Below are 24,396 nucleotides of genomic sequence, written 5' to 3'. Positions count from 1 at the left end.
ATGCATAAAAAAACGGATGCAGCGAGTGCATCCGTTTTGCCCAAAGGCAATAAGTTGGTTACAATGAGTTGGTAGGCGAGTCGGCGTTAACAATGCCCAGTTTTTCCACGGCCAGTTGCGCTGCTATTTGCGAAGCGTCTTTCTTGTTGTAGGCTTTTCCTTCGGCCACCACTTTGCCGTTGATCACCGCACCTACGGTAAATAGCCTGCGGCCGCTTTGCATTTGTTCGTTCAGGGTTTCAAACTCCAGGGCTTTGCCGTTTTTGTTGGCCCACCCATACAGCTTGTTTTTGTGGTTGATTTCTTTTACCTCCAGGTCGTCAACAAACATGTGGGGCATAATGATGCGTTCGCCCACCCACTTGGCTGTTTTTTTATAACCCAGGTCCAGGTAAATGGCGCCCACCAGGGCTTCCAGCGTGTTGCCAAAAATCTGGCTGGCTTTCAGCGAGGCGTCCGACTTATTGAAAACGGTAACTTTTTTGAGCCCCATTTTTACCGCAATATCGTTGAGCTGCGACCGGTTCACCATCTTGCTGCGCATTTCGGTTAAAAAACCTTCCTCTTTATAAGGATAGCGCTTGAACAGGTAATCGGCAATAACGGCACTAAGGATGGCGTCGCCCAGGTACTCCAAGCGTTCATTGTTTTCGGCCGATGTTTCTTTAATGGAGCGGTGGGTAAGGGCCATGCGGTACAGCGACACGTTGCCGGGTGTGTACCCCAATATTGCTTTCAGGCTTTTCTTGAACGAAGAGCCTGCGTGCTTTTTATACAAACTGGTCCAGAAACCCACAAAGGACATGCGCTTTTTAATACTTCCTGCCTATCCAACCGTTGGAGCAGAATATTTTTTAAAAATCATGCAAGCATTGTGCCCGCCAAAACCAAATGTATTACTCAGGGCGGCATTTACCACACGTTCTTGCGCTGTGTGAAAAGTAAAGTTCAGCCGTGGGTCCAGTTCCGGATCGTCGGTAAAATGGTTGATGGTAGGCGGCACCACATTGTGCTGCACACTTTGAATACAGGCAATGGCTTCGATAACACCGGCGGCACCAAGGCAGTGTCCGGTCATTGATTTGGTAGAAGAAATATTGAGTTCGTATGCATGCTCGCCAAACACCGCCTGGATGGCTTTTACTTCGGCTACATCGCCCAGCGGGGTTGAGGTGCCGTGGGTGTTGATGTAATCGATATCGGTGGGTTGCATACCGGCATCTTCCAGTGCCTGCAGCATTACGTTTTTGGCGCCCAGCCCCTCGGGGTGCGGAGCGGTGAGGTGGTGCGCATCGGCTGTAGCACCGGCGCCGCCAATTTCGCAGTAAATTTTAGCACCGCGGGCCAGGGCATGTTCCAGTTCTTCAAACACCAGCACGCCGGCCCCTTCACCCATTACAAAACCATCGCGGTCTTTATCGTAAGGGCGGCTGGCCGTTTTGGGGTCGTCGTTGCGTTCACTGAGGGCCTTCATGGCGTTGAAGCCGCCAATGCCTGCTTCGGAAATAACCGTTTCGGCACCACCGGTAATAATAATATCGGCCTTGCCCAACCGAATGAGGTTGAAGGCTTCCATCATGGCATTTGTAGCCGAGGCACAGGCACTTACCACCGAAAAGTTGGGCCCACGGAAACCATGCCGCATCGAAATGTGGCCGGCTGCAATGTCCAGGATCATTTTCGGGATAAAGAATGGGTTGAATCGGGGTGTGCCGTCGCCTTTGGCAAAATTAGTTACCTCTTCCTGAAACGTAATAAGGCCGCCGATGCCCGAGGCAAATACAACGCCTACGCGGTCGGGGTTTACGTTGTCGGCGCTGATGCCGGCATCCTGCACCGCCTGGTCGGAAGCCACGATGGCTACCTGTGTAAAGCGGTCCATTTTGCGGGCTTCCTTGCGGTCGAGGAAGTTGGTGGGTTCAAAGTCTTTTATTTCGCAGGCAAACCTTGTTTTAAATTTCGACGCATCAAACTGTGTGATGAAATCAGCACCGCTTACGCCATTGCGTAGGTTGTCCCAAAATTCGGAAACCGTGTTGCCCAATGGTGTAAGAGCACCCATTCCTGTTACTACAATCCGCTTTAATTGCATATTTGCCTGCACCCTGTTTTTTTAAGGAAAAAGAAATAAAGTCCGAAATCCGAAGCCAACAATGTTACTGGCTGTGCTTTGGATTCCGGGTAATTTATTTCGGATTTACTAAGTGAAAACCGCCTTTGCTTTTCAGTCAAAGGCGGGTAATTAAGTTTATTCCGTTTGGGTAACGGAGCTGATAATGATGTTTTTCTTATTTAGCGTGCTCTTCAAGGTAAGAAACAGCCTGGCCCACAGTGGTAATGGTTTCAGCCTGCTCGTCGGGAATAGAGATGTTGAATTCTTTTTCGAATTCCATGATCAGTTCAACCGTGTCGAGCGAATCGGCACCCAGGTCATTTGTGAAAGAAGCCTCATTTGTCACTTCCGCTTCGTCAACGCCCAGCTTGTCTACAATGATCTTTTTTACTCTTGCTGCAATGTCTGACATGATGTAAAAGTTTGGTTATAGTGGTGCAAAAATAGAAGTTTTTAAAATAATTAGCCCCTTGTGCAAAAATACCCGCCAAATCCTTTGCTATGGCGGATTACAGCCTTTAACAAGGTCATTTTCAATTGGCCCGTTTCCGAGATATTTGTAACTTGACGGCACACAAACATACAGCATGGCATTGAAAATAATTGATTACGGCACTAGCGATTACCGGGAAATGGTGCGGCTGCGCGATGAAATATTACGCCGCCCGCTGGGGCTTACGTTTACGCCGGAAGAACTGGAACGCGAACAGGGCAACCTGATGATGGCCGCACTGGACGATGGCAAGATGCTGGGCTGCTGCATGCTGGTGGAAGAAGGACCCAAAACCGTGCGGCTGCGCCAGATGGCGGTACGCAACGACCTGCAGGGAAAAGGGGTGGGCAAGGCCCTCATCCAATTTGCCGAAAACCTGGCCCGCGACCAGGGGTACGAAAAAATAACCATGCATGCCCGTAAGAATGCCATTGGCTTTTATGAAAAAATGGGCTACCGGGTAAGCGGAGCCGAATTTCAGGAAATCACCATTCCGCACTATGTGATGGAGAAAGAACTCTGAGGAATGTCGAACAGATGAACAAGGAATGTTGAATGATAAAGGGGAATGATGAATTATTGATTATGGATTATTAATTATCGGGCTCCTGGTAAATTCATCACTCATCATTCTTAATTCATTTGTTCCTGTATTCGATATTCTTTTTGATATCCAACACTTGGGCGTAGCCCAAACCTGTTTGTAGAAAATGGATTTACTGGTTGCCATCATTTCGGTTGATCGTAGAACAACCCGGTGAACCACCGAAATATTGCAGCAAGCAGCCCACTCGATGGGTTTGGGCTACGCCCAGATATTTCCCTGTTTAAATGTTGCGCTACCAACGGGTGTGGGCTACGCCCACTTTTTTATTGCTCATTTCTTTGTGTCAACATTCTGCATTTCTCCTTTAACAAACCGGCTTGCTAATTCATAACTCATCATTTCTAATTCATCACTCCCTTCTGCGGTTCGACATTCCTTGTTCCTTGTTCGATATGCTCCTCCGACTTCGTCTGTTCGAAATTCCTTGGCCTTCTGTTCGACATTCCCTATGCTGCCACCTTGTTTTTCAACAATTGCCGCATTTCCGAAACTTCGTCCCGACTGGCAAAGGAATCTTTGGGCACCAGGAAAAAGGAACGGCTATCGAAATAGAGGTGGAAAAAGTTGGGGGTTTCCATAAATGTTTTCAGCGCATTCCACGGCCAGGCACGGGAGCCCCGCTCGTTGCCCAGCGAAAACTGCTCGTCGGTAAACCGCATGGTAAAATGATCGCGGAAAGTGGAAGCCCTGCGGTAAACGGCACCGGGCAGTAAAAACCAAAAAGTGATCATCAGCACGATCCACAGCAGCGAGCTCACCAGGAACGCCAGCGGCGTTACTTGTTTTAAATAAAATAAGGCAGCGGCCACAAACGCAAATACATTTACCAGGATGATCATCAGCCTTATTTCGCGGCGCGAAAGAAAATGGTAGCGCAGGGCCTGCAGCACCTGCTTTTTATTGTAGCTAAAATTGATGGTCATAAGCCGGGCGGTAAAGGTGGTTATTAAGCGGGCCTGTAAGTTATTTAAATGCATCATTGAACCGCCAAACACCCGTCATAACTTTTTGCCCGTTGCAGCACGGCGCAAAAAAAAGCCCTGCAGGTGCAGGGCTTCCGTATTTTTTAAAGTGGTCCTTATTTATTCATCATTTGCTTGGCCTCAATGCTCAGCGTGGCGTGGGGCACGGCACGCAGGCGGGCTTTTTCAATGAGTTTGCCGGTTACGCGGCACACGCCATAGGTTTTGTTTTCGATGCGCATGATGGCCTTTTCCAAGTGGTCGATGAACTGGATCTGGCGGCTGGCCATCTGGCTCAGCTGTTCACGTTCCATGCTCATGGTACCGTCTTCCATGGTCATATACCTGCCCTCGTCGAGGTCGCCGCTACCGTCTTTGCGGGTAATCAGTCCTTGCAGATAAGCCAGTTCTTTTTTGGCAGCGTCCAGTTTTCGGTTGATAAGGTCGCGGAATTCTTGCAGCTCGGCGTCTGAATATCTCATGGTGGGTCCTCCTGATGGCTCCTGATTTTGTGTGTCTAAAACGGATTTGGTAAATTCTGGCTCGTACTTCACAGCCTTGTTGGTGCTGGTTTTAGGAATCACAACAGGTTTGGGCTCTTTCGCAGCCTTTTTAGCCGGTGCGGCCACCGCTTTTTTGGCGGGGGTGGTTTCCAACGGCTTTATTGCAGGTTTCACTTCTTCTGTTGTTGGCGCAGCTACTACTGGTTTTTGCACAGGCGCACTGGTTTTAGGGGCTGCCTTGGCAGGGGCAGCTTTGGCCGGTGCTGTTTTAGCCGCAGCTTTTTTAGGGGCAGCAACCGCTTTGGCCGGAGCCTTTACCGTTTTGGCGGGTGCTGCACTTTTCGGAGCGGCGGGTTTATCGGCCTTTTCCGGCGCAGCTTTTTTAGCAGCCGCTTTTGGAGCAGGCACTGCTTTAGGGGCAGGCTTGGCTGCTGTGGCTTTACCGGTTTTTGATGCACCAGATTTTGCCGGGGCTGCTTTTGCAACGGCTTTTTTTACCGGTGCTGCAGCTTTGGCTGTTTTCTTTGAGGCTGCTTTCTTTGTGGCCATACGGTTGCTAAATTTTAGAAACGATGACTTTCAGCGTTTTATCATTCACTTCTATTTCTGTGCCATCGGTTAGATGGGGAATAAACTCCAGCTTGTCTGCCAAAATTTCCGTACAAATATAGTTTTCAAATCTAATAAGTGATGATTCAAGCCCGTCGGCGCCTCCAATTTTTACCAAAATGCGATCGGTGAGTTCAAACCCACTGTCTTTGCGCACTTTTTGGATGCGGTTCACAAATTCCCGGGCATTGCCTTCCTGTTCCAGCTCAGGCGTAATGTTGATGTCCAATGCCACGGTAAGGGCTCCTTTGCTGGCTACGGTCCAGCCCGGGATGTCCTCGGAAGTAATCTCTACTTCGCTTAAAACAAGCTCAACAAAATCGCCGTCAATGGGGAGTGAATATCGGCCTTCTTTTTCAAATAAAGCAATCTCGTGCTGACCAAATTGGGCCAAAGCACCGGAAACCGCCTTCATTTTCGGGCCCAGTTTTTTGCCCAGCGCACCAAAGTTGGGCCGGATCTTCTTTTTAATAAATCCTTCGGTATCAGTGAGGTATTCAATTTCTTTTACGTTCACCTCGGCCAAAATGAGGCTTTCCACCTGCCGCAGCTGGTCTTCCATGGAGCCGTTGAGCACGGGCACCAGTATCTTTTGCAGCGGCTGCCGCACCTTGATGTTTACTTTTTTGCGCAGCGACAGGACCAGCGAGGAAGCATCCTGCGCTAGGGCCATCCGTTCTTCCAGCAGCGTATCGATCAGCGACTCGTCGGCAACGGGGAATAGCACATGGTGTACCGAAGCCTCGGTAAAGCGGCCGCTTACCGCATTGAGGTTGAGGAACAACTCATCGGCAAAGAAGGGCGAAATGGGCGCCATCAGCCGCACCACTGTTTCAAGGCAATCGTACAGGGTTTGGTACGCGGCAATTTTGTCGCTTTCGTACTCACCTTTCCAAAACCGGCGGCGGCACAGGCGCACATACCAGTTGCTGAGCTGCTCGTCCACAAAATCCTCAATCAATCGTCCAGCCTGGGTAGGTTCGTACTCATCAAATGCGGTGGTTACCTTCTGGACCAATGTTTGCAAGCTCGACAATATCCACTGGTCGATTTCTGGCCGCTGGGCTACGGGGATGGGCGCTTCTTTAAAGGCAAAACCGTCCACATTGGCATAAAGTGCAAAAAACTGGTAGGTATTATATAAGGTGCCAAAAAACTTGCGCTGCACTTCTTTGATGCCTTCGAGGTCAAACTTTAGGTTATCCCAGGGCGAAGCATTGGTGATGAGGTACCAGCGGGTGGCATCGGCGCCAAAATCGGCGATGGTTTTGAACGGATCCACCACGTTACCGAGGCGTTTGCTCATTTTGTTGCCGTTCTTATCCAGCACCAGGCCGTTGGAAACCACCGTTTTATACGCCAGGCCGGGATATTCTTTATCTACATCACCCAGGTAGGCGTCTTCTTTCAGCACTTCGTGCACCGACTCTTTAAGCATAGCAGCTAGCGCATGCAGGGTATAAAACCAGCCGCGGGTTTGGTCCACACCTTCGCAGATAAAATCGGCGGGGTAGTTTTTGGCAAAAAACTCGCGGTTTTCGAACGGAAAATGAGCCTGCGCATAGGGCATGGCACCCGAATCAAACCACACGTCGATGAGGTCAGGCTCGCGGCGCATGGGCTGGCCGGTTGACGAAACCAGCACCACCTCATCTACATAAGGTTTGTGCAGGTCCAAAATGCCATCGTGCAGGTAGGCTTTATTTACATCGCCGCCCAGCACTTGGTTGGCTTTTACAATTTCTTCGTTCAGCTCGGCAATGGAGCCAATGCATTTTTCCTCGCTGCCATCTTCGGTGCGCCAAACGGGCAGCGGTGTGCCCCAGTAGCGGCTGCGGCTAAGGTTCCAATCCACCATGTTTTCGAGCCACTGGCCAAAACGGCCGGTGCCTGTGGCGGCTGGTTTCCAGTTGATGGTTTTATTCAGATCCACCATCCGGTCTTTCAGTGCCGTAGTTTTAATAAACCAAGCATCCAGCGGGTAGTATACCACCGGCTTATCGGTGCGCCAGCAGTGGGGGTAGCTGTGCTCGTATTTTTCTACTTTAAAGGCGCGGCCTTCCCGTTTCAGTTTTACGGAAATGTCCACGTTCACATCCTGGTAATCAGGCTGATTTTTATAATCCTTGATAAAACGGCCGCTGAACTCACCGAGGCCGTCCACAAATTTGCCTTCGCGGTCCACCAGCGTTAGGATGCCGATGCCGTACTTTTTGCCCACTTTATAGTCATCCGCACCAAAGGCAGGGGCGGTGTGCACCATGCCGGTACCATCTTCAGTGGTTACAAAATCGCCCATCAGCACCCGGAACGGCTGCGCATCGGGGGTAATGGCACGGATGGCTTCCAGTGAGTTAGCCTCGTAAGGCAGCAGTTGCTCGTATGCAACGCCTTCGAGCTGCCGGCCTTTAAACTGGGATACAATATTATAAGGTATCACCTTGTCGCCTTCGGCATAGGCAGCAAAGTCGGCGTTTTCGCCTTCGGCTTTGAAATATTTGTGCAGCAGCGCCTTGGCCAGGATCACATGCTGCGGCTGGTAGGTGTAGGGGTTGAATGTTTTTACCAGCACATAATCAATATCCGGCCCGGCTGTGAGGCCCAGGTTGGAAGGAAGTGTCCAAGGGGTGGTGGTCCAGGCGAGAAAGTAGAGTTCTAAGTCGCCAGTCTGAAGTTCGGAGTTCGCAGCCTCAAAAAGAAACTGGCTTTTTTCGTTTTGTACCACTTTAAATCCAACCGTGGCGCTGGTGTCTTTCACCATTTTATAAGTACCGGGCTGGTTCAGCTCGTGTGAGCTGAGGCCGGTGCCGGCAGCAGGCGAATAAGGCTGGATGGAAACGCTTTTGTACAGCAGGCCTTTTTTATACAACTCCTTCAGGCACCACCACAGGCTTTCAATGTACTCGTTGGTAAACGTGATGTATGGATTTTTCAGGTCCACCCAGTAGCCCATTTGCGTGGTCAGATCGTCCCACTTGTCTTTGTAACGCAATACGGCTTCGCGGCATTTTTGATTGTACTCGGCCACCGAAATGGTTTTGCCGATGTCTTCCTTGGTAATGCCCAGCTCTTTTTCCACGCCCAGTTCCACCGGCAGGCCATGGGTATCCCAGCCGCCCTTGCGCTCCACCTGGAAACCTTTGGCCGTTTTGTAGCGGCACACCAAGTCCTTTAAAGTGCGGGAAATAACGTGGTGAATGCCGGGCATGCCGTTGGCAGAAGGCGGGCCTTCGTAAAAAACAAAGGAAGGTGCGCCTTCGCGTAGCGAAACACTTTTTTGAAAAGCCTCCTCACGTTCCCAGCGGTCGAGTACTTCTTTTTCGATGGCGGGCAGGTTCAGGTGCTTGAATTCTTTATAACGATTGGCCATATGGACAATAATACGATTTTGAAAATGGGGCTAAAGGTAAGGAAAGCAAAGGGGAAGAATTGCGACGGGCCACCTGTTTGGCCGCTTTCGCTGTTGTAATTTTTGCAATATTTGGCGCATGTGAGCCCGGCGGCAGTGCCGGAAAAGTAATAGAAGGAAAATGGTGCGATGTTTTTGTGCCGCTCAGGCCCCTTTGGCCCTGATGTTCTTGTAGATTTTAATGGCACTCATCAGCACCACTATAAATGCAATCAGCCCCAGCAGGCCCCAAAGCCAGGACACGCTGGTTTTAACCGTAGCCAAAATTACCACTGTAACTAAAAAGATGGTGGCCACTTCGTTCCAAACCCGCAGCTTTTGCGAGCTGTATTTAAAAACGCCGCGCATTTCCTGCTTATAAATAACGTGGAGCGAATAATGGTAAGCGTACAACCCGGCCACAAACAGGATCTTCACGGCCAGCCAGCGGCCGCCTTCAGTAAAAACGGTGTTGAACCAGCCGCCCTGCCACATTACCCAAGGCCCAAAAATCAATGTAAGTATGGCCGAGGGCCACGTAATGCCCATCCACAGCCGTTGCGTCATCAGCGCAAGTTGTTTGCCTAAAATGCTCCGCTCCGGCTCAGGCCGCTCCTGTGCTTCGGTGTTGTAAATAAACAAGCGGACAATGTAAAACATCCCGGCAAACCAAGTTACCACGAAAATAATGTGCAAGGCTTTTAGGTAGAGGTACACGGGAGGGGCGTTTTGGGTTTGTAGTTTGGGTGTTTAAAGTCTAAAGTTTAAGGTTTAAGGTTGTTCAAATGTTTCAACGTGTTTAATATGTTCAAAAGGTACATGTGTCAACAACTCGTTGAACGTCCTTGAACAAATCGAACAACTTTAAACCTTCAACTGTTTCACGCCAACTCGTGCACCATTTTGCCCAGCTTCATGCTGGTGTCGCCGGAGGCCAGTTCACCCACCCATTTTTTGAGGGCGCTCACCCAAAGCGGGTGCACATTGAGGCAGGGAATCATGGTAAACGATTCGCCGCCGGCATGGATAAAGCTTTCCTTCCCCTCTTCGGCAATTTCCTCTAGGGTTTCCAGGCAATCGCTTACAAACGCGGGGCAAACCACCAGCAATTTTTTTGCTCCTTCACCCGGCAACTCCTCCAGCCGCTTGGCGGTGTAGGGCTGCAGCCACGGATCGCGGCCCAGGCGGCTCTGGAACGAAAAGCCCCATTTGCCTTCCGGGATGCCCAATCGTTTTACCACTTCTTTTGTGGTAGCCCAGCACTGGTGGCGGTAGCAATACTGGTGCGCCTCCGAGGCCACATCGCAGCAATTAGCTACTTGCAGGCAATGCTTCCCGGTAATGTCGCCTTTTTTAATATGGCGTTCGGGCACCCCGTGGTACGAAAACAATATTTTGTCGTATTCCTGCTCCAGGTAAGGCTTCATGCTTTCGCATAAGGCGTTGAGGTATGTTTCGTCGTCGTAATAAGGCTTCAGCGTGGTCAGTTTAAACTTGTAGCCGCCTTTGCGGTGCTGCTCCTTAGCGTATTCCACGGCTGTTTCATACGAGCTCATTGCGTAATGCGGGTACAGCGGCACCAGGATCACTTCTTCCAGGTCGCTGTTTTGCTGCAGCAGTTCGTCGTACGCCATTTTGGGCGAGGGGTTGCCGTAGCGCATGGCAATGGTTACCGGCTCGTCAATTTCTTTATCCAAAGCCTGTTGCAGTTGCCGGCTGATGACCAGCAGCGGCGAGCCCTCATCCGTCCAGATGGACTTATAAGCCTCCGCCGACTTGGGCGCCCGGAACGGAACAATGATGCCCTGCACCAGCAAAGCGCGGAGCAGCCATGGTTTGTCAATCACCCGCTCGTCCATCAAAAACTCGTTCAGGTATCGTTTTACATCCTTCACCTCGGTAGAGTCGGGCGATCCCAGGTTCATCAGTACAACAGCTCTTTTCATGGTAACATTTAGGTGGAACAAAAGTAAAGGCGATTTCGGATTGCCGATTTCGGAATTCAGAACCGCTGAAAATTTCAGTGCGTTTTAATTTATGAGCAATAACTGCAATCCGAAATCGGTAATCCGAAATCCCTTTGACATTTGGTGCCTAAAATTGTTCAATTGATCCTTGCTAATGCGCAACCTGATGAAAATCAACTGGCGAAATGACACATCAATGACATTCGGATTAGCCTTAAAGGGCGCACCAAACTACCTTTGCCCTGCGACTTTACCAACGACGAAGAATGGATACAAACCACTACAAGCACCTCAATCAGTTTTTTATTGTAGGCATCAACTATAAAAAAACCGACGCTTCCATCCGCGGCCAGTTTGCCATCAATAACGACCAATACGAAGCTTTGCTGGCCACAGCCAAAAGCAACGGCCTGGGCGAATTGTTTGTTTTGTCTACCTGCAACCGCACCGAGGTGTATGGTTTTGCCCACCACGCGGGCCAGCTGATCCAACTGCTTTGCTCGCAAACCATTGGTTCCGCCGAAACATTTTCCCAATTAGCATATGTAAAAAATGGCTGCGCCGCTATTGAGCACCTGTATAGCGTGGCCGCCGGCCTCGACTCGCAGATTTTGGGTGATTATGAAATTGTAGGTCAAATTAAGATCGCATCGAAGTTTGCCAAAGACCGCGGCTTTGTAGGCGCATTTACCGAACGCCTCCTCAATTCGGTGCTGCAATCTTCAAAACTGGTTAAAAATAATACCGAGCTGAGCGGTGGAACTGTTTCTGTTTCGTTTGCCGCGGTGCAGTACATCCGCAACTTGGTGGCCAACCCCTCAGAGAAAAATATTTTGCTGTTAGGTGTAGGTAAAATTGGCCGCAACACCTGCAAAAACCTGGTCGATTATATCGGCACCACCAATATTACCCTTATTAACCGGTCACCGGAAAAAGCGGCCGAGCTGGCTGCTGAACTGGGCCTGAAGTCGGCACCGATTGCTGACCTGAAAGCCGAGATCGAACAGTCCGATATCATCCTGGTGGCTACCAATGCCGCCGAACCCACTATTTTGAAAGAACACCTGGAAGGTGGTTCCAACAAATTAATCATTGATCTTTCCATTCCTTATAATGTAGCCGACGATGCACAGGCCCTGCCCAACGTGCACCTCGTAAACGTAGATGAGCTTTCGAAGTTGAAAGATGAAACGCTGAAAAAACGCGAAGCCGAAGTGCCCAAGGCAAAAGCCATTATTGCCGAATGCATGACCGAGTTTGAAGACTGGCAGCAAATGCGCCGCCATGCGCCGCTGCTGAAAGCCGCCAAGCTGAAGATGAAGGAACTGCACAACAACCCCGAATACCTGAGTTGTGTGCACGGTTGCAGCAAAGAGGCCGAAGCCCGCATCCAGCGTGTGATCAACGATATGGCCAGCAAAATCCGCGTAAAAAACGGCGGAGCCTGCCATTACTTCGAAGCCATCAATAAATTTATGACCTCCGGCGCAGCCCAATCATGATAGAACAACCTTTACGCATTGGCACCCGCGACAGCCAGCTGGCTGTGTGGCAGGCCACCCTGGTGCAGGATTTACTCAAGCAAGCAGGAATTGCCTCCGAGCTGGTGTACATGAAGAGCGAAGGCGATATCAACCTCACTACGCCGCTCTACGAGATTGGCGTTACCGGTGTGTTTACCAAAGTGCTGGATATTGCACTGCTGGAAAAGCGCATCGATATTGCCGTGCACTCCATGAAAGACGTGCCCACCCAACTGGCCAATGGCCTGCAACAGGCCGCCGTTCTGGAACGGGCATCGTACAAAGACATTTTTGTTTATAAAAATGAGGCAGACCTCGAAGCGCTGGGGTTTGCAAATGGTGAGTGGCAAATCGTCGATCGTCAATCGTCAAACGTGAAACGTGAAGTCGTTTCCGCCGTAGCTAGTCCCTTGACGTCTGACGTTTCACGTTTCACGACTCCCTTCATCATCGCCACCTCCTCCATCCGTCGCATTGCGCAATGGAAACATCGCTATCCGAACCACAACGTTGCAAACCTGCGCGGCAACGTAAATACCCGCTTGCGCAAGGTGGCCGAAAACAATTGGAACGGCGCCATCTTCGCTGCTGCCGGATTGGAGCGCATTAATTTGCGTCCCGAAAAAGCCATTAACCTTGACTGGATGTTGCCGGCCCCCGCACAGGGTGCCATCATGGTGGTGTGCCGTAAAGAGGATGACCGTGCATTTGAAGCCTGCCAGGGTTTTCACCACGAAGCAACAGCAGTTTGCGTACAAGCGGAACGTGATTTTTTGCGCACCCTTATGGGCGGCTGCTCTACACCCATCAGTGCGTTGGCGCAAATGCGCAATGGCAAGGTGCTTTTGCGGGGCAATATTTGCGCCCCGGATGGCGGCCAAATGATAGAAGCTGAAAAAGAAGCTGCGCCGGGTGATGCCAGCACATTGGGTGTGCTTCTTGCAAATGAGCTACTGAACCAACCTTTAGTCAATGGAATTGTTCAGCAGGTACGGAATGGAAAAAACTGATTGGACCATATTAAGCACCCGGCCGCTTTCGGAAGATTTACTGAACGAAGCGGCAGCAAAAGGCTTTCACATCGAATGCCTTTCGTTTATTGATACCGAGCCCATCCAAAGCGATAAAGTGGCGCAACGAATAAGGAAAGTTGCTGCACGAAGCGGCACCGTTGCATTCACCAGCATGAACGCTGTGGATGTAGTGCGTCAGCATATTGATCAAAAACCCGACTGGCGTATTTATGCCATTGGCAATACCACCAAACAACTGGTGGAACAGCACCTCGGGCCCGTATCGGGCACGGCAGAATATGGCGGCGACCTAGCCGATGCTATTATAAGAAACGGTGAAACGGCGGTTACTTTTTTCTGCGGCGATATTCGTCGCGATGAACTACCCGGCAAGTTGCAGGACGCAGGCATTGAACTGAATGAGGTGGTTGTTTACCGCACCATTTCATTGCCGCAAAAATTGACCAAGGCATACAACGGCATCCTGTTTTACAGCCCCAGTGCCGTACATGCATTTTTCGAAGAAAATGGCCTGCCCGAAAGCACCATTTTGTTTGCCATTGGACACACCACTGCCGCTGCATTGAACACGTACACACAAAATCGCATATACGTTGCCGATAGTCCGTCGAAAGAAGGCCTCGTAAGAGACATGATGGATTATTTCAGCAATCAAAACCAAATAGAGCATGACTCCACTGAAAAATGACCTGCTGCTCCGTGCCCTGCGTGGCGAACAAGTTGAACGTCCGCCCGTATGGATGATGCGCCAGGCCGGCCGCTACCTGCCCGATTACCTGAAGCTAAAAGCCAAGTACGACTTTTTTACCCGGGTGCAAACGCCGGAACTGGCTACCGAAATCACGCTGCAGCCCATCGACCAGGTTGGTGTGGATGCGGCCATTATTTTCTCCGATATCCTGGTGATTCCGCAGGCCATGGGTGTGGAAGTGTTGATGGAAGAAGGCAAAGGCCCATCGTTGCCTAAAGTAATGCAAACCGCCGCCGACATCGATGCGCTGATTACCAGCGGTGCGGAGGAAAGCCTGAAATATGTGCTCGATGCATTGACATTGACAAAAAAAGAGTTGAACGGCCGCACACCACTCATTGGTTTTGCAGGTGCACCATGGACCATCCTCTGCTACATGGTAGAAGGAAAAGGTTCCAAAACATGGGACAAGGCAAAACAATTTGCTTATACACAGCCCGAGTTAGCGCATCGCCTGTTGCAAAAAATTACGGATATCACCATCGATTACCTCATTGCACAAACTGGGGCTGGCGCCGACACCGTGCAGGTTTTTGATAGCTGGGCAGGCTCCCTGAGCCCTGCTGATTTTAAAACATTTGCGCAGCCTTACCTGTTGCAGATCTCCGATGCGGTGAGCAAGCATGCACCGGTTATCCTGTTTCCCAAAGGCACCTGGTATGCGTTAAAAGATCTGTCGCAAAGCAGCGCTTCGGGCATTGGATTGGATTGGACCGTTGATCCAAAACTGGCCCGTGAATGGACCGGCGGCAACATAACACTGCAAGGCAATTTCGACCCGGCAAAACTGCTGGCACCCGTTCCCGAGATCAAAAAAACAGTGAAGGAAATGATCGACGGTTTTGGCACCCAACGATACATTGCCAACCTGGGGCATGGCATCACGCCCAATGTGCCGGTGGACCATGCCAAGGCGTTTGTGGAAGCGGTGAAGGAATACGGATCGTGAGGCGTGAAACGTCAAACGTGAAAGGTGAAGGTTGCACCACATTTTCGCTATTACTATTTTGGATAAAAAATGTTTTTGCAACTAAATCATCAGCAGCTTGACGTATACTCCGCAGCGAAGCAATTTGCTCATGAGTGCTACAGGTTTACCAGGCACTTGCCTCCGGAGGAGCGATTTAATATGGTGCAGCAAATCAGGAGAGCTGCACTGTCGGTAGTGTTGAATATAGCAGAAGGAGCCTCTCGTAAATCAGAAGTAGAGCGGAAAAGATTTTTTGAAATATCGCGTGGATCGTTGATCGAGATAGATGCGGCTTTTGATGTGGCAGAAAGCCTTGGCTATTTCTCCGGCTTTGACCAAAAGTCTTTGTCGGAACTTGTCAATAGAACTTTTAGCATGCTCACCAAATTGCTGCATCATTGACGATTGACGTTTCACGTTTGACGAATAAAAACATCCATGAGCACTATAAAAGAACAATGGATCTCCTACATCCACGACTTGCAAAACCGCATTTGCGCGGCGCTGGAAGCTGCGGATGGGAGCGCCACATTTATAGAAGATAAGTGGGAGCGCCCCGAAGGCGGAGGCGGCAAAACCCGTGTGATTGCCAACGGTGCTGTGTTTGAAAAAGGCGGTGTAAACACCTCCGTTGTGTATGGAGAGGTAACCGATGCCATGCGTACGCAATTAAAGATAAACGGGCATGGCTGGTTTGCCTGCGGCCTTTCGCTGGTGCTGCATCCGGCAAACCCTTTTGTGCCTACCGTGCATTGCAATTACCGGATGTTTGAACTATATAATGAAGGGGGCGAAACCATCGATCGCTGGTTTGGTGGTGGCACCGATCTTACACCGTACTACCTTTTTGAAGAAGATGCAAAACATTTTCATCAGACATACAAAGATGTTTGTGATCGCTTTGATCCTGCATTCTATCCGAAGTTCAAAAAGGTGTGTGATGATTACTTTGTAAACCACCACCGCAATGGAGAACGCCGCGGTATTGGTGGTATTTTTTACGATTACCAAAAGCCTAATGAGGAACGCGGCGTCGATTTTTGGATGGCTTTTGGGCAGGCCTGCGGCGATGCATTTATTCCGGCTTATGTGCCCATTGTAGAGAAGCGCAAACACCTGCCTTTTACAGCCGAACATAAACACTGGCAGGAAATACGTCGCGGCCGTTACACCGAATTCAATTTAGTACATGACCGCGGAACGCTGTTTGGCTTAAAAACAAATGGCCGTATTGAAAGCATTTTAATGAGCCTGCCACCAACCGTACGGTTTGAATACAACTACCAGCCCCAGCCCGGCACACCGGAAGCCGACTTGCAAGATGCGTGTATGCATCCCCGTGAGTGGGTTGCAAACGGGCCTACCGAAGAAGAACGGTTGGATTGGGCCAAACGATCCAATACCTGCTGATTGAGGCAAATGAACTGACTGCAATTTTTGCTGCAACAGATAAAACAGCAAAAACGAGCATCGCAAATCAGAAATCTTAAAATCAGACATCAGAGATCTTATGTATTTACAAAGACGAAACAGGATATTAAGACAGTCTCCGGCCATACGTAGTTTGATTGCAGAAACTGTACTTACACCAAATGATTTTATTGTACCCATATTTATCGATGAAGGCGAAGGCATTAAAACGGAAATCGCCTCCATGCCTAATTACTTCCGTTGCTCGCTTGACCTTACTGTAAAAGAGGTTAAAGAGCTTTGGAGCATGGGCATCAAAAGCGTACTGCTGTTTGTAAAAGCCGCCGACGACACAAAAGACAATAAGGGCACCGAAGCCATCAACCCCAATGGCTTGATGCAACGCAGCATCCGCGCCATTAAAGATGCCGTACCCGAAATGGTGGTGATGACCGATGTGGCCCTGGATCCATACTCTTCGTTTGGCCACGATGGTATTGTAGAAAACGGCGAAATTGTAAACGATGCAACGGTGGAAGTGCTGGCGCAAATGAGTGTGAGCCATGCCGAAGCCGGTGCCGATATCGTTGCCCCGTCCGATATGATGGACGGCCGTATTGCCGCCATTCGCCAGGCGCTGGAGCAAAGCAATTTTACCAAAACCGGCATCATGGCCTACAGCGCCAAATATGCGTCCTGCTTTTATGGCCCTTTCCGCGATGCGCTGGACAGTGCGCCAGGATTTGGCGATAAAAAAACTTACCAGATGGATTTTGCCAACCGGCAGGAAGCCATCAAGGAAACCATTATGGATGTAGAAGAAGGCGCGGATATTGTAATGGTAAAACCGGCGCTGTCTTACCTCGATATCATCCGCGAAGTAAAAAATGCGGTGGATGTACCGGTAAGCTGTTACAACATCAGCGGCGAATACGCCATGATCAAAGCCGCCGCAAAGATGGGATGGATCGATGAAAGCAAAGCCATCATCGAAACACTCACTTCGATGAAACGTGCCGGCGCCGATTTGATCGCAACGTATTTTGCAAAAGATGCAGTTAGACTTTTGAACCACTAAGACACAAAGACACGGAGGTACACAAAGGGCTTCGTGCAACTTTGTCCCTTCGTGTCTTTGTGGTTTAAATAAAACCATACAGATGAAATTTTCCAAAAGCCAAGCACTATTCGAAAAAGCGCAGGCCTCCATTCCGGGGGGCGTCAATTCTCCCGTCCGGGCATTTAAAAGTGTAGGCGGCTCGCCTGTTTTTATTCAGCGGGCAAAAGGCGCTTATTTATACGATGAAGATGGCAACCGCCTGATCGATTACATCGCTTCCTGGGGCCCCATGATCCTGGGGCATGCACACGATTTGGTGGTAAAAGCCATTCAGCAAAAAGCAACCGAGTCTACTTCATTTGGCACACCCACCGAACTGGAGATCGACATGGCCGAACTGATTAGGAGCATGGCGCCCAACGTAGACCTGATTCGCATGACCTCCTCCGGCACCGAAGCATGCATGAGTGCCGTGCGGCTGGCACGTGGTTATACCGGCAAAAACAAGATCATCAAGTTTGAAGGTTGCTATCACGGCCATGCCGATTCGTTCCTGGTTAAAGCCGGCAGCGGTGTGGCTACATTTGGTATTCAGCAAGTGCCCGGCGTAACTGCCGGCGTTGCCAACGATACATTGGTAGCGCCCTACAACAACCTCGAAGTAGTGCAGCAACTCGTCGATCAAAATAAAGACGAAATCGCAGCCATCATCATCGAGCCGGTGGCCGGTAACATGGGTTGCATTTTACCTGAACCGGGTTTCCTCGAAGGACTGCGCCTGCTGTGTACGCAGGAAGGCATCGTGCTCATTTTCGATGAAGTAATGACCGGTTTCCGCCTGGCTCCGGGTGGCGCACAACAACGCCTGCAAGTTGATGCCGACTTGGTTACCTACGGAAAAGTAATTGGCGCTGGTATGCCTGTTGGTGCGTTTGGCGGCAAGCGTGAGATCATGGAATACATCGCGCCATTGGGTAATGTGTACCAGGCCGGAACCCTCAGCGGTAACCCGCTGGCGATGGTCGCAGGCTACACTTTACTCAGCGAGTTGAACAGCAATCCACAATACTACCAAGAGCTCGACGACAAAACTTTGTACCTGCGCGGTGGCCTTGATAGCGTGTTTTCCAAGAGTGGCATTCCCTATGTCATCAACCAGTTGGGCTCGATGATATCGGTGCATTTCAGCGATAAGCCCGTTACTGATTTTGCTACTGCCGCATCGGCCAACAACACCATGTTTGCACAGTTTTTCCATGCCATGCTGCGCCGCGGTATTTACCTGCCGCCATCGGCGTTTGAAAGCTGGTTCCTCAACAACGCACTTACTTACGAAGACCTCGATGCAACCATCCTGGCTGCGGGTGAAAGTTTGCTGGAGATACAAGAGCAAGCCTAGCGAATTATTCTTTTGAACGCTAAATAAAAGTGATCGTTTCAAACAAAGCTTCCATCTTCTTCAAGAGATGGAAGCTTTGTTTATGTAGCCACCCGTGGTAATGTTGTTGTGCTCCTGTTGCGTCGCACACTTGTACGTTCTGTATTACTATTGTGCTTTGCCCATTCACCTGTAGTAAACTGCTGCCCTTTAAGCACTGTCATGCCGAACTCCATTCGGCATCCCCTTGTTATTAAGAAAATTCCGAGGGTCGAAGGAGATGCCGAAACAAGTTCGGCATGACAGTGTCTAATTGTAAAAAGTTGCCTACACTATCGTTACCATTATGCACTTTATTTATAATGCCCTTTGCCCACCAATCAAGCTTTTCGCCCTTGTCATCCTGAGCGCAGCGAAGGATCTGAGTTTTCACCAGCAAAAAACTTCGAACCAACAAAGAGTTTAGCTTTATCTAATCATTCCTCATTTACAACACTCAGATGCTTCGCTGCACTCAGCATGACAAACAGAGTGCACTTCGTTTATGGAAATGAGATTGAAAGTAAATAACTACGCTACTTAATTTTTGCTTTTACATAGAAAGAGGAGAGAAGTAAAACTTAATGTATAAAAAACGTAATAATACCCACCAGTATCAACACCGCACCGCTGATGCGTTTTTCATTGTGCTCAATAAAATGTGCATTGAGCAGGTTGGTGCCTTTTACGCCCAGGTTTACCAGCAATAAAATGCCGGTGATGCTGACAATAGCATAGATCACACTCAGCGCCACCACCAGCCCCATGCCATAGGCGCCTGCCGAAAGAAAAAGACTCTCCACTTCCAGGCAGGGCGAAAGAAACATCATCACGATGAAAATAAGAATCCACCTGCGTTTGCTGCGTTTGAATGCCGATACATCTTCTTGGCTGCTATGGTGGTGGTGCGGCAGGTTGACCGTAAAATATATCAGCCCGAATACAATCAGCAACACGGCTGCTGCCACATTGATCACTTCGCCATATTCTTCCTGCAATTCTTTGCCAATAAAACCCAGCACCAGCCCAAGCGCCACCGTACCCAGCACATGCGCCAGCGCAGCCAGCAAGGTAACGGTGTTGGTTTCGCGGCGGCTCCACCGTTCGGCACGGGCCACAGCCACCAGCGGCAGCCAATGGTTGGGAATCAGTGCATGCACAAAAGCTAACAAAACAGTACCGGCAACAACAGTAAACATCAGCGGGGAGAACAATTAATTAAGTGGCAAAGAGAAAGAATATCGAACAGATCAACAAGGAATATCGAACCGACGAAGGAAGTAGCGAATTATGAATGATGAATTTGGAAGAAACAATCCAATGATTAATAATTCGTGTTCAATAATTCATCATTCCAATGTTCATTGGCTTAATAGCCAATTATCGAAGCAGCAACTCACAAGGCTTCAAACCCGTGTGTTTTTTGAATGCGGTGGAAAAATGCGAGATGGAAGAATAACCCAGCATCATCGACACTTCGGTCACGCTCAATCCTTTTTCGTAGAGCAGGTATTTGGCATGTTCCATCCGCTGGTTTTGATAAAAATCAAAAATGGTGGTGCCAAACATTTCCTTGAAGCCTTTTTTCAGGTAGCATTCGTTCATGGCCACCTTGCGGCTAAGTTCTTTAATGGTAATGGGCTCGCCAATATGCTCCAGCAGCACTTCGCGGGCCTTTAGTATTTTATCGCGGTCGGCTTCATTGGCCAAAAACTTACAGGCAATGATGTCGATCTCTTTTTCGCCCAGCATGCAATCCATGCTGTACAGCAGCAGCATCTGGGTTTGCGCATTGACAAAAATATTTTCCAGCGTATCGCTGTAGTTGTGGTTCAGCAGGCCTTCCAGCACCAGGCGCATTCGGTTGCACAGCGGCACCAGTTGAGAGAACGAAACGGCATGTGTAAAAGTGAGCACATCATCGGCCAGCGTAGCGGGCCCGGTGGTGCGGGGTTTTACAAACTGTGTAAGCACCGTTGGCGTAAACGAAAACTGGAGCAGGTCTACGGTTTCAAACTTTTCGTTGCAATTGGTGCTTTGGTGCGCCTTGCAGGCACATTTGGCTTGTGCATCGCGGCAATACATATTGCCACTCACACAAAAACGCAGCTCTAGCTTGTTGTCGCCGGCGCCGTTTTTCGTCACCTGGTATTGCAGCATGCCCGTGTCTTCGGCCATCCAGCCCTGCGGCTTTACATAGCGCCGAATGGAATATTGCACCGATTCAGGGATCAAACGGCCGGATTCCTGCACCAGCAGTCCGGCCATTTCGGGGCCTTCGGTGATCCATTTAAATGTGCTGAGAACAGGTTGCATGGCCTGCAAAAATACGGAAGGGAGGGTGATAAACCGGTGTTTTAACATTCATAGAAAAGTAAAAATAACCGGTGAAGGGTATGATTTGAAAGGATGGAAATGATGGGTGGCTGTGTGTAGCTAGTTGTTTTATTGTTGGGTAATGCAAATGAACTTGATGGAAAATTCAGTTTAATGGTAAATATGAAATTGGATTTTAAATTGTCGTGATACTAAAGAGCAGCACCAACCAAAAGCTAAATCGATTGCCGTACTTCCATGTTTATTTCCTGAAACACGTTTTATATATTAAGCCGAAACTTCAATTAAACCTCAACACCAGGCCTCAAACAAAACTGCCACGGCAAGTGCTAATCATACGAATCATTCTTAATCCTTCAAATCTCTGGTCCCGGTTTCCTACTTTCGCGCCATGCAATTGCAGATTAACACCAACGGTGAGTTTCAGCACACCCTTGCTGCCAACATCTCCATCAACGGCGTAGGCATACACAGCGGCCATACAGTAGAAATGACGCTCAAGCCCGCCGAACCCAATACCGGTATTTATTTTCAGCGTGTGGACCTGCCCGGAAGCCCTTCCGTAAAGGCCGATGTGGACAATGTAGTGGACACCACCCGCAGCACCACCATCGAGGCCAATGGCGCCCGGGTATCTACCATCGAGCACCTGATGGCCGCCCTGGTAGGCTGTGGCGTAGACAATGCAGTGGTTGAGATCAATGCCCCCGAAGTGCCCATCCTCGATGGCTCGGCGGCGCCTTTTGTGGAAGCTATCCTGGCCGTGGGCACCCGCCAGCAGGATGCGCCAAAGGTGTGGTACACGCTGCAGCACAATATTTCGTTTGTAGATGAAGGCAAGAAAGTGGAAATGGTGGCCCTGCCATACCACGAGTACCGCATCAATACCCTCATCGATTTCAACTCACCGGTGCTGGGCACCCAGCATGCGGCCATTACCAACCTCGACCAGTTTGCACAGGACATTGCGCCCTGCCGCACTTTTTCGTTTTTCCACGAGTTGGAATACCTGCTCGATCATAACCTGATCAAAGGCGGCGACATCAACAACGCCATTGTGGTGGTAGACCGTCCCGTAACCGAGGAGCAGGTGCAGCGCATTTCCAAAGTATTTAAAAAAGAAAATGTGCGGGTGGCCGAAGGCGGCATCCTCAACAACCTCGACCTGCGCTTTCCAAACGAACCGGCCCGCCACAAACTGCTCGATGTAATTGGCGACCTGGCGCTGGTAGGTGTTCCGTTCAAAGCCCACATCATTGCCAACCGGCCGGGGCATTCGTCGAACGTGGCATTTGCCAAAAAGATAAAAGAGCACATCAAGAAAAATAAGAACAAGCAGGCCATCCCGGTGTACAACCCCAACATACCGCCGGTGATGGATGTGCATGCCATTGAAAAAAAACTGCCCCACCGCTACCCGTTTTTGCTGGTAGATAAGATCATTGAGCTCACCGAAAAGCACGTGGTTTCTATTAAAAACGTGACGTACAACGAGCCTTTTTTCCAGGGCCATTTCCCGGGCAACTGCGTGATGCCCGGCGTATTGCTGGTAGAAGCGCTGGCGCAAACCGGCGGCCTGCTCACCATCCCCGACGATCCGGAGAACGACTACGATACTTATTTCCTGAAAATCGACAACTGCAAGTTCAAAAACAAAGTAGTGCCCGGCGATACCCTCATTTTGAAGATGGAGCTGATGAACCCGGTGCGTCGTGGTATTTGTGAAATGAAAGGAACTATTTTTGTCGGCGAAAAGCTAGTTGCAGAAGCCGACATGGTTGCTCAAATAGTAAAGAAACCCAAAGTTAAAGTATGATCTCTCCTCTGGCTTCTGTGCATCCGGGTGCAAAACTGGGCAACAATGTAACCATCGAACCCTTCGCCGTTATCCACGACAATGTGGTGATTGGCGATGGTACCCATATCATGTCGCATGCAGTGATCATGCAGTTTAGCCGCATTGGTAAAGAGTGCCGCATTTTTCCCGGCGCCGTAATTGGTGCCATTCCGCAGGACCTGAAGTTTGTGGGCGAAGAAACCACTGCCGAAATTGGCGACTACACCACCATCCGTGAATGTGTGACCATCAACCGGGGCACAAAAGATAAATGGAAAACCGTAGTGGGCAGCCATTGCCTGCTGATGGCTTATGCGCATGTGGCCCACGATTGTGTGCTGGGCGATCATGTGATCCTGGCCAACTCGGTGCAGCTTGCCGGCCACGTAGAGGTGGGCGATTATGCCATCATCAGCGGCCTGGCTGGTGCCAACCAGTTTACCCGCATTGGCGCCCACACTTATATTGCGGGTCACACCGTTGTGCGTAAAGATGTGCCGCCGTTTGTAAAAGCAGGCCGCGAGCCCATGAGCTATGCCGGTGTAAACGTAGTGGGCCTGCAGCGCCGCGGGTACACGCCGGAGCAGATTGCCGCCATTTCGCAGATCTACCACATCCTGTTTGTGCAGGGCCACCCCACATCAGTGGCGGTGCAGCTGGCCGAAGAGCAGGTGCCCGACGGCGATATGAAATCGGTTATTCTTGATTTTGTAAAATCATCTTCCATCGGCATCATCAAACGCTTTTCCAAAAACGCGGAGGATGCATATTAAACTGTCCGGTGCGGGCAAACGCTTTAACCGCGAATGGATATTTCGTAAAGTAAGCCTGGAGTTGCACTCCGGGCATTCTTATGCCATCACCGGCCCCAACGGGTCGGGCAAAAGCACGCTGCTGCAAAGCATTGGCGGCATGCTGCACCTCAGCGAAGGCAAAGTGGATTACTTATTAAATGACCAACCCGTTGCTGCCGATGCCACCCACCAGCACGTTTCCATTTGCGCTCCTTACCTGGATGTGATTGAAGAAATGACGCTGCTCGAATTTTTCCGTTTTCATTTTTCGTTCAAGCCTTTTTTGCCCGGCCTCGATGTGGCGCAGGCCGTCGAACTTATTGGGTTAAAAGCCGCACAGCACAAGCAAATCCGTTATTACTCCTCGGGTATGAAGCAGCGGGTAAAACTGGCACAGGCCATTTTTTGCAATGCCGCCATTGTGCTGCTCGATGAGCCTACCTCCAACCTCGATAAACAGGGCATCGATCTGTACCACCAGTTGGTGTCGCAGTTTTGCACCGACCGCCTGGTGGTGGTTAGTTCCAACGACCCGGTGGAGTATAGCTTTTGCCAAACCGTACTCGAAGTAGCGCATTGGAAAGTCGTTTAGATTTTCCGCTCCTGTAATTTCCAACTGTT

Annotated in this window: 23 protein-coding genes; 13 read left to right on the top strand and 10 right to left on the bottom strand. The window is 49.9% G+C overall.

Annotated features, from left to right (window positions below; translation table 11 throughout):
- Window positions 1-58 precede the first annotated feature (58 nt).
- The 3 genes from rnc to EPD17_RS00345 all read right to left on the bottom strand — a co-directional run bounded on the left by rnc (window position 59) and on the right by EPD17_RS00345 (window position 2,525).
- The gene (gene rnc, locus EPD17_RS00355) at window positions 59-805 is read right to left on the bottom strand and encodes a ribonuclease III (protein ID WP_132050811.1); all 747 of its coding nucleotides are present in this window, start codon (window positions 803-805) and stop codon (window positions 59-61) included.
- A 21-nt stretch (window positions 806-826) separates the two neighbouring features.
- A complete protein-coding gene (gene fabF / locus EPD17_RS00350; protein WP_132050809.1) occupies window positions 827-2,092 on the bottom strand; it encodes a beta-ketoacyl-ACP synthase II in 1,266 nt (421 codons plus the stop codon).
- Window positions 2,093-2,288: 196 nt separating this feature from the next.
- Complete coding sequence (locus tag EPD17_RS00345; protein ID WP_072835589.1) at window positions 2,289-2,525, bottom strand: acyl carrier protein; 237 nt, start codon at window positions 2,523-2,525, stop codon at window positions 2,289-2,291.
- 175 nt (window positions 2,526-2,700) lie between these two features.
- Between EPD17_RS00345 and EPD17_RS00340 the strand changes: the two genes are divergently transcribed.
- Window positions 2,701-3,129, top strand: coding sequence for a GNAT family N-acetyltransferase (locus EPD17_RS00340; protein ID WP_114237396.1), 429 nt, complete (start codon window positions 2,701-2,703; stop codon window positions 3,127-3,129).
- Window positions 3,130-3,659: 530 nt separating this feature from the next.
- Here EPD17_RS00340 and EPD17_RS00335 read toward each other — a convergent pair.
- Complete coding sequence (locus EPD17_RS00335; protein WP_132050807.1) at window positions 3,660-4,136, bottom strand: YcxB family protein; 477 nt, start codon at window positions 4,134-4,136, stop codon at window positions 3,660-3,662.
- Window positions 4,137-4,291: 155 nt separating this feature from the next.
- Complete coding sequence (locus EPD17_RS20140; protein WP_240040693.1) at window positions 4,292-4,657, bottom strand: TraR/DksA family transcriptional regulator; 366 nt, start codon at window positions 4,655-4,657, stop codon at window positions 4,292-4,294.
- Between the two features lie 31 nt (window positions 4,658-4,688).
- Here EPD17_RS20140 and EPD17_RS20135 point away from each other — a divergent pair, with 31 nt between their 5' ends.
- Window positions 4,689-5,300, top strand: coding sequence for a hypothetical protein (locus tag EPD17_RS20135; protein ID WP_240040692.1), 612 nt, complete (start codon window positions 4,689-4,691; stop codon window positions 5,298-5,300).
- On the opposite strand, the gene ileS is transcribed toward EPD17_RS20135, so the two are convergent.
- From ileS to hemH, 3 genes are all read right to left on the bottom strand, one after another.
- On the bottom strand, window positions 5,235-8,657 hold the full coding sequence (gene ileS, locus EPD17_RS00325; protein ID WP_132050803.1) for an isoleucine--tRNA ligase: 3,423 nt from the start codon (window positions 8,655-8,657) through the stop codon (window positions 5,235-5,237). The two genes, EPD17_RS20135 and ileS, sit on opposite strands and share 66 nt — an antisense overlap.
- A gap of 183 nt (window positions 8,658-8,840) precedes the next feature.
- Window positions 8,841-9,392 (bottom strand): CopD family protein, encoded by a 552-nt coding sequence (locus tag EPD17_RS00320; RefSeq protein WP_132050801.1) that lies wholly within the window; start codon window positions 9,390-9,392, stop codon window positions 8,841-8,843.
- 164 nt (window positions 9,393-9,556) lie between these two features.
- A complete protein-coding gene (hemH, locus tag EPD17_RS00315) occupies window positions 9,557-10,621 on the bottom strand; it encodes a ferrochelatase (RefSeq protein ID WP_132050799.1) in 1,065 nt (354 codons plus the stop codon).
- A 287-nt stretch (window positions 10,622-10,908) separates the two neighbouring features.
- On the opposite strand from hemH, the gene hemA reads away from it, so the two are divergent.
- The 8 genes from hemA to hemL all read left to right on the top strand — a co-directional run bounded on the left by hemA (window position 10,909) and on the right by hemL (window position 18,789).
- Window positions 10,909-12,144 (top strand): glutamyl-tRNA reductase, encoded by a 1,236-nt coding sequence (gene hemA, locus EPD17_RS00310; protein ID WP_132050797.1) that lies wholly within the window; start codon window positions 10,909-10,911, stop codon window positions 12,142-12,144.
- Complete coding sequence (locus EPD17_RS00305; protein ID WP_204743244.1) at window positions 12,141-13,175, top strand: hydroxymethylbilane synthase; 1,035 nt, start codon at window positions 12,141-12,143, stop codon at window positions 13,173-13,175. The genes hemA and EPD17_RS00305 overlap by 4 nt, the downstream gene beginning before the upstream one ends.
- Complete coding sequence (locus tag EPD17_RS00300; RefSeq protein ID WP_165929474.1) at window positions 13,162-13,887, top strand: uroporphyrinogen-III synthase; 726 nt, start codon at window positions 13,162-13,164, stop codon at window positions 13,885-13,887. Before EPD17_RS00305 ends, EPD17_RS00300 begins: the two co-directional genes overlap by 14 nt.
- Window positions 13,868-14,899 carry a uroporphyrinogen decarboxylase gene (gene hemE, locus EPD17_RS00295; protein WP_132050793.1) on the top strand — a complete coding sequence of 344 codons (1,032 nt, stop codon included), beginning with the start codon at window positions 13,868-13,870 and terminating at the stop codon, window positions 14,897-14,899. Before EPD17_RS00300 ends, hemE begins: the two co-directional genes overlap by 20 nt.
- A gap of 69 nt (window positions 14,900-14,968) precedes the next feature.
- Window positions 14,969-15,322 (top strand): four helix bundle protein, encoded by a 354-nt coding sequence (locus EPD17_RS00290; RefSeq protein WP_114237403.1) that lies wholly within the window; start codon window positions 14,969-14,971, stop codon window positions 15,320-15,322.
- Window positions 15,323-15,358: 36 nt separating this feature from the next.
- Window positions 15,359-16,330 (top strand): oxygen-dependent coproporphyrinogen oxidase, encoded by a 972-nt coding sequence (hemF, locus tag EPD17_RS00285; RefSeq protein ID WP_132050791.1) that lies wholly within the window; start codon window positions 15,359-15,361, stop codon window positions 16,328-16,330.
- Window positions 16,331-16,484: 154 nt separating this feature from the next.
- Window positions 16,485-17,408: a porphobilinogen synthase gene (gene hemB, locus EPD17_RS00280; RefSeq protein WP_262707871.1), complete on the top strand. Its 924-nt coding sequence runs from the start codon at window positions 16,485-16,487 to the stop codon at window positions 17,406-17,408.
- An 82-nt stretch (window positions 17,409-17,490) separates the two neighbouring features.
- Window positions 17,491-18,789: a glutamate-1-semialdehyde 2,1-aminomutase gene (hemL, locus tag EPD17_RS00275; RefSeq protein WP_132050787.1), complete on the top strand. Its 1,299-nt coding sequence runs from the start codon at window positions 17,491-17,493 to the stop codon at window positions 18,787-18,789.
- Between the two features lie 599 nt (window positions 18,790-19,388).
- Here the strand turns inward: hemL and EPD17_RS00270 are convergent.
- Together EPD17_RS00270 and EPD17_RS00265 are read right to left on the bottom strand one after the other, a co-directional pair.
- Complete coding sequence (locus EPD17_RS00270; RefSeq protein ID WP_114237385.1) at window positions 19,389-20,006, bottom strand: hypothetical protein; 618 nt, start codon at window positions 20,004-20,006, stop codon at window positions 19,389-19,391.
- Between the two features lie 181 nt (window positions 20,007-20,187).
- The gene (locus EPD17_RS00265) at window positions 20,188-21,123 is read right to left on the bottom strand and encodes a helix-turn-helix domain-containing protein (protein WP_132050785.1); all 936 of its coding nucleotides are present in this window, start codon (window positions 21,121-21,123) and stop codon (window positions 20,188-20,190) included.
- 412 nt (window positions 21,124-21,535) lie between these two features.
- Between EPD17_RS00265 and EPD17_RS00260 the strand changes: the two genes are divergently transcribed.
- From EPD17_RS00260 to EPD17_RS00250, 3 genes are read left to right on the top strand one after another with little or no spacing between them, the layout of a single operon-like run.
- A complete protein-coding gene (locus EPD17_RS00260) occupies window positions 21,536-22,960 on the top strand; it encodes a bifunctional UDP-3-O-[3-hydroxymyristoyl] N-acetylglucosamine deacetylase/3-hydroxyacyl-ACP dehydratase (RefSeq protein ID WP_132050783.1) in 1,425 nt (474 codons plus the stop codon).
- The gene (gene lpxA, locus EPD17_RS00255) at window positions 22,957-23,754 is read left to right on the top strand and encodes an acyl-ACP--UDP-N-acetylglucosamine O-acyltransferase (protein ID WP_114237382.1); all 798 of its coding nucleotides are present in this window, start codon (window positions 22,957-22,959) and stop codon (window positions 23,752-23,754) included. The genes EPD17_RS00260 and lpxA overlap by 4 nt, the downstream gene beginning before the upstream one ends.
- Window positions 23,744-24,367, top strand: a complete 624-nt coding sequence (locus tag EPD17_RS00250; protein WP_132050782.1) for an ABC transporter ATP-binding protein — start codon at window positions 23,744-23,746, stop codon at window positions 24,365-24,367. Before lpxA ends, EPD17_RS00250 begins: the two co-directional genes overlap by 11 nt.
- The last annotated feature ends 29 nt before the right edge of the window (window positions 24,368-24,396 follow it).

This window comes from Pseudocnuella soli (assembly GCF_004347775.1).
GTDB lineage: Bacteria > Bacteroidota > Bacteroidia > Chitinophagales > Chitinophagaceae > Flavisolibacter > Flavisolibacter aquaticus.
Note: the sequence above shows the minus strand (reverse complement) of the source record. Positions and strands in the feature narration are given on the sequence as shown.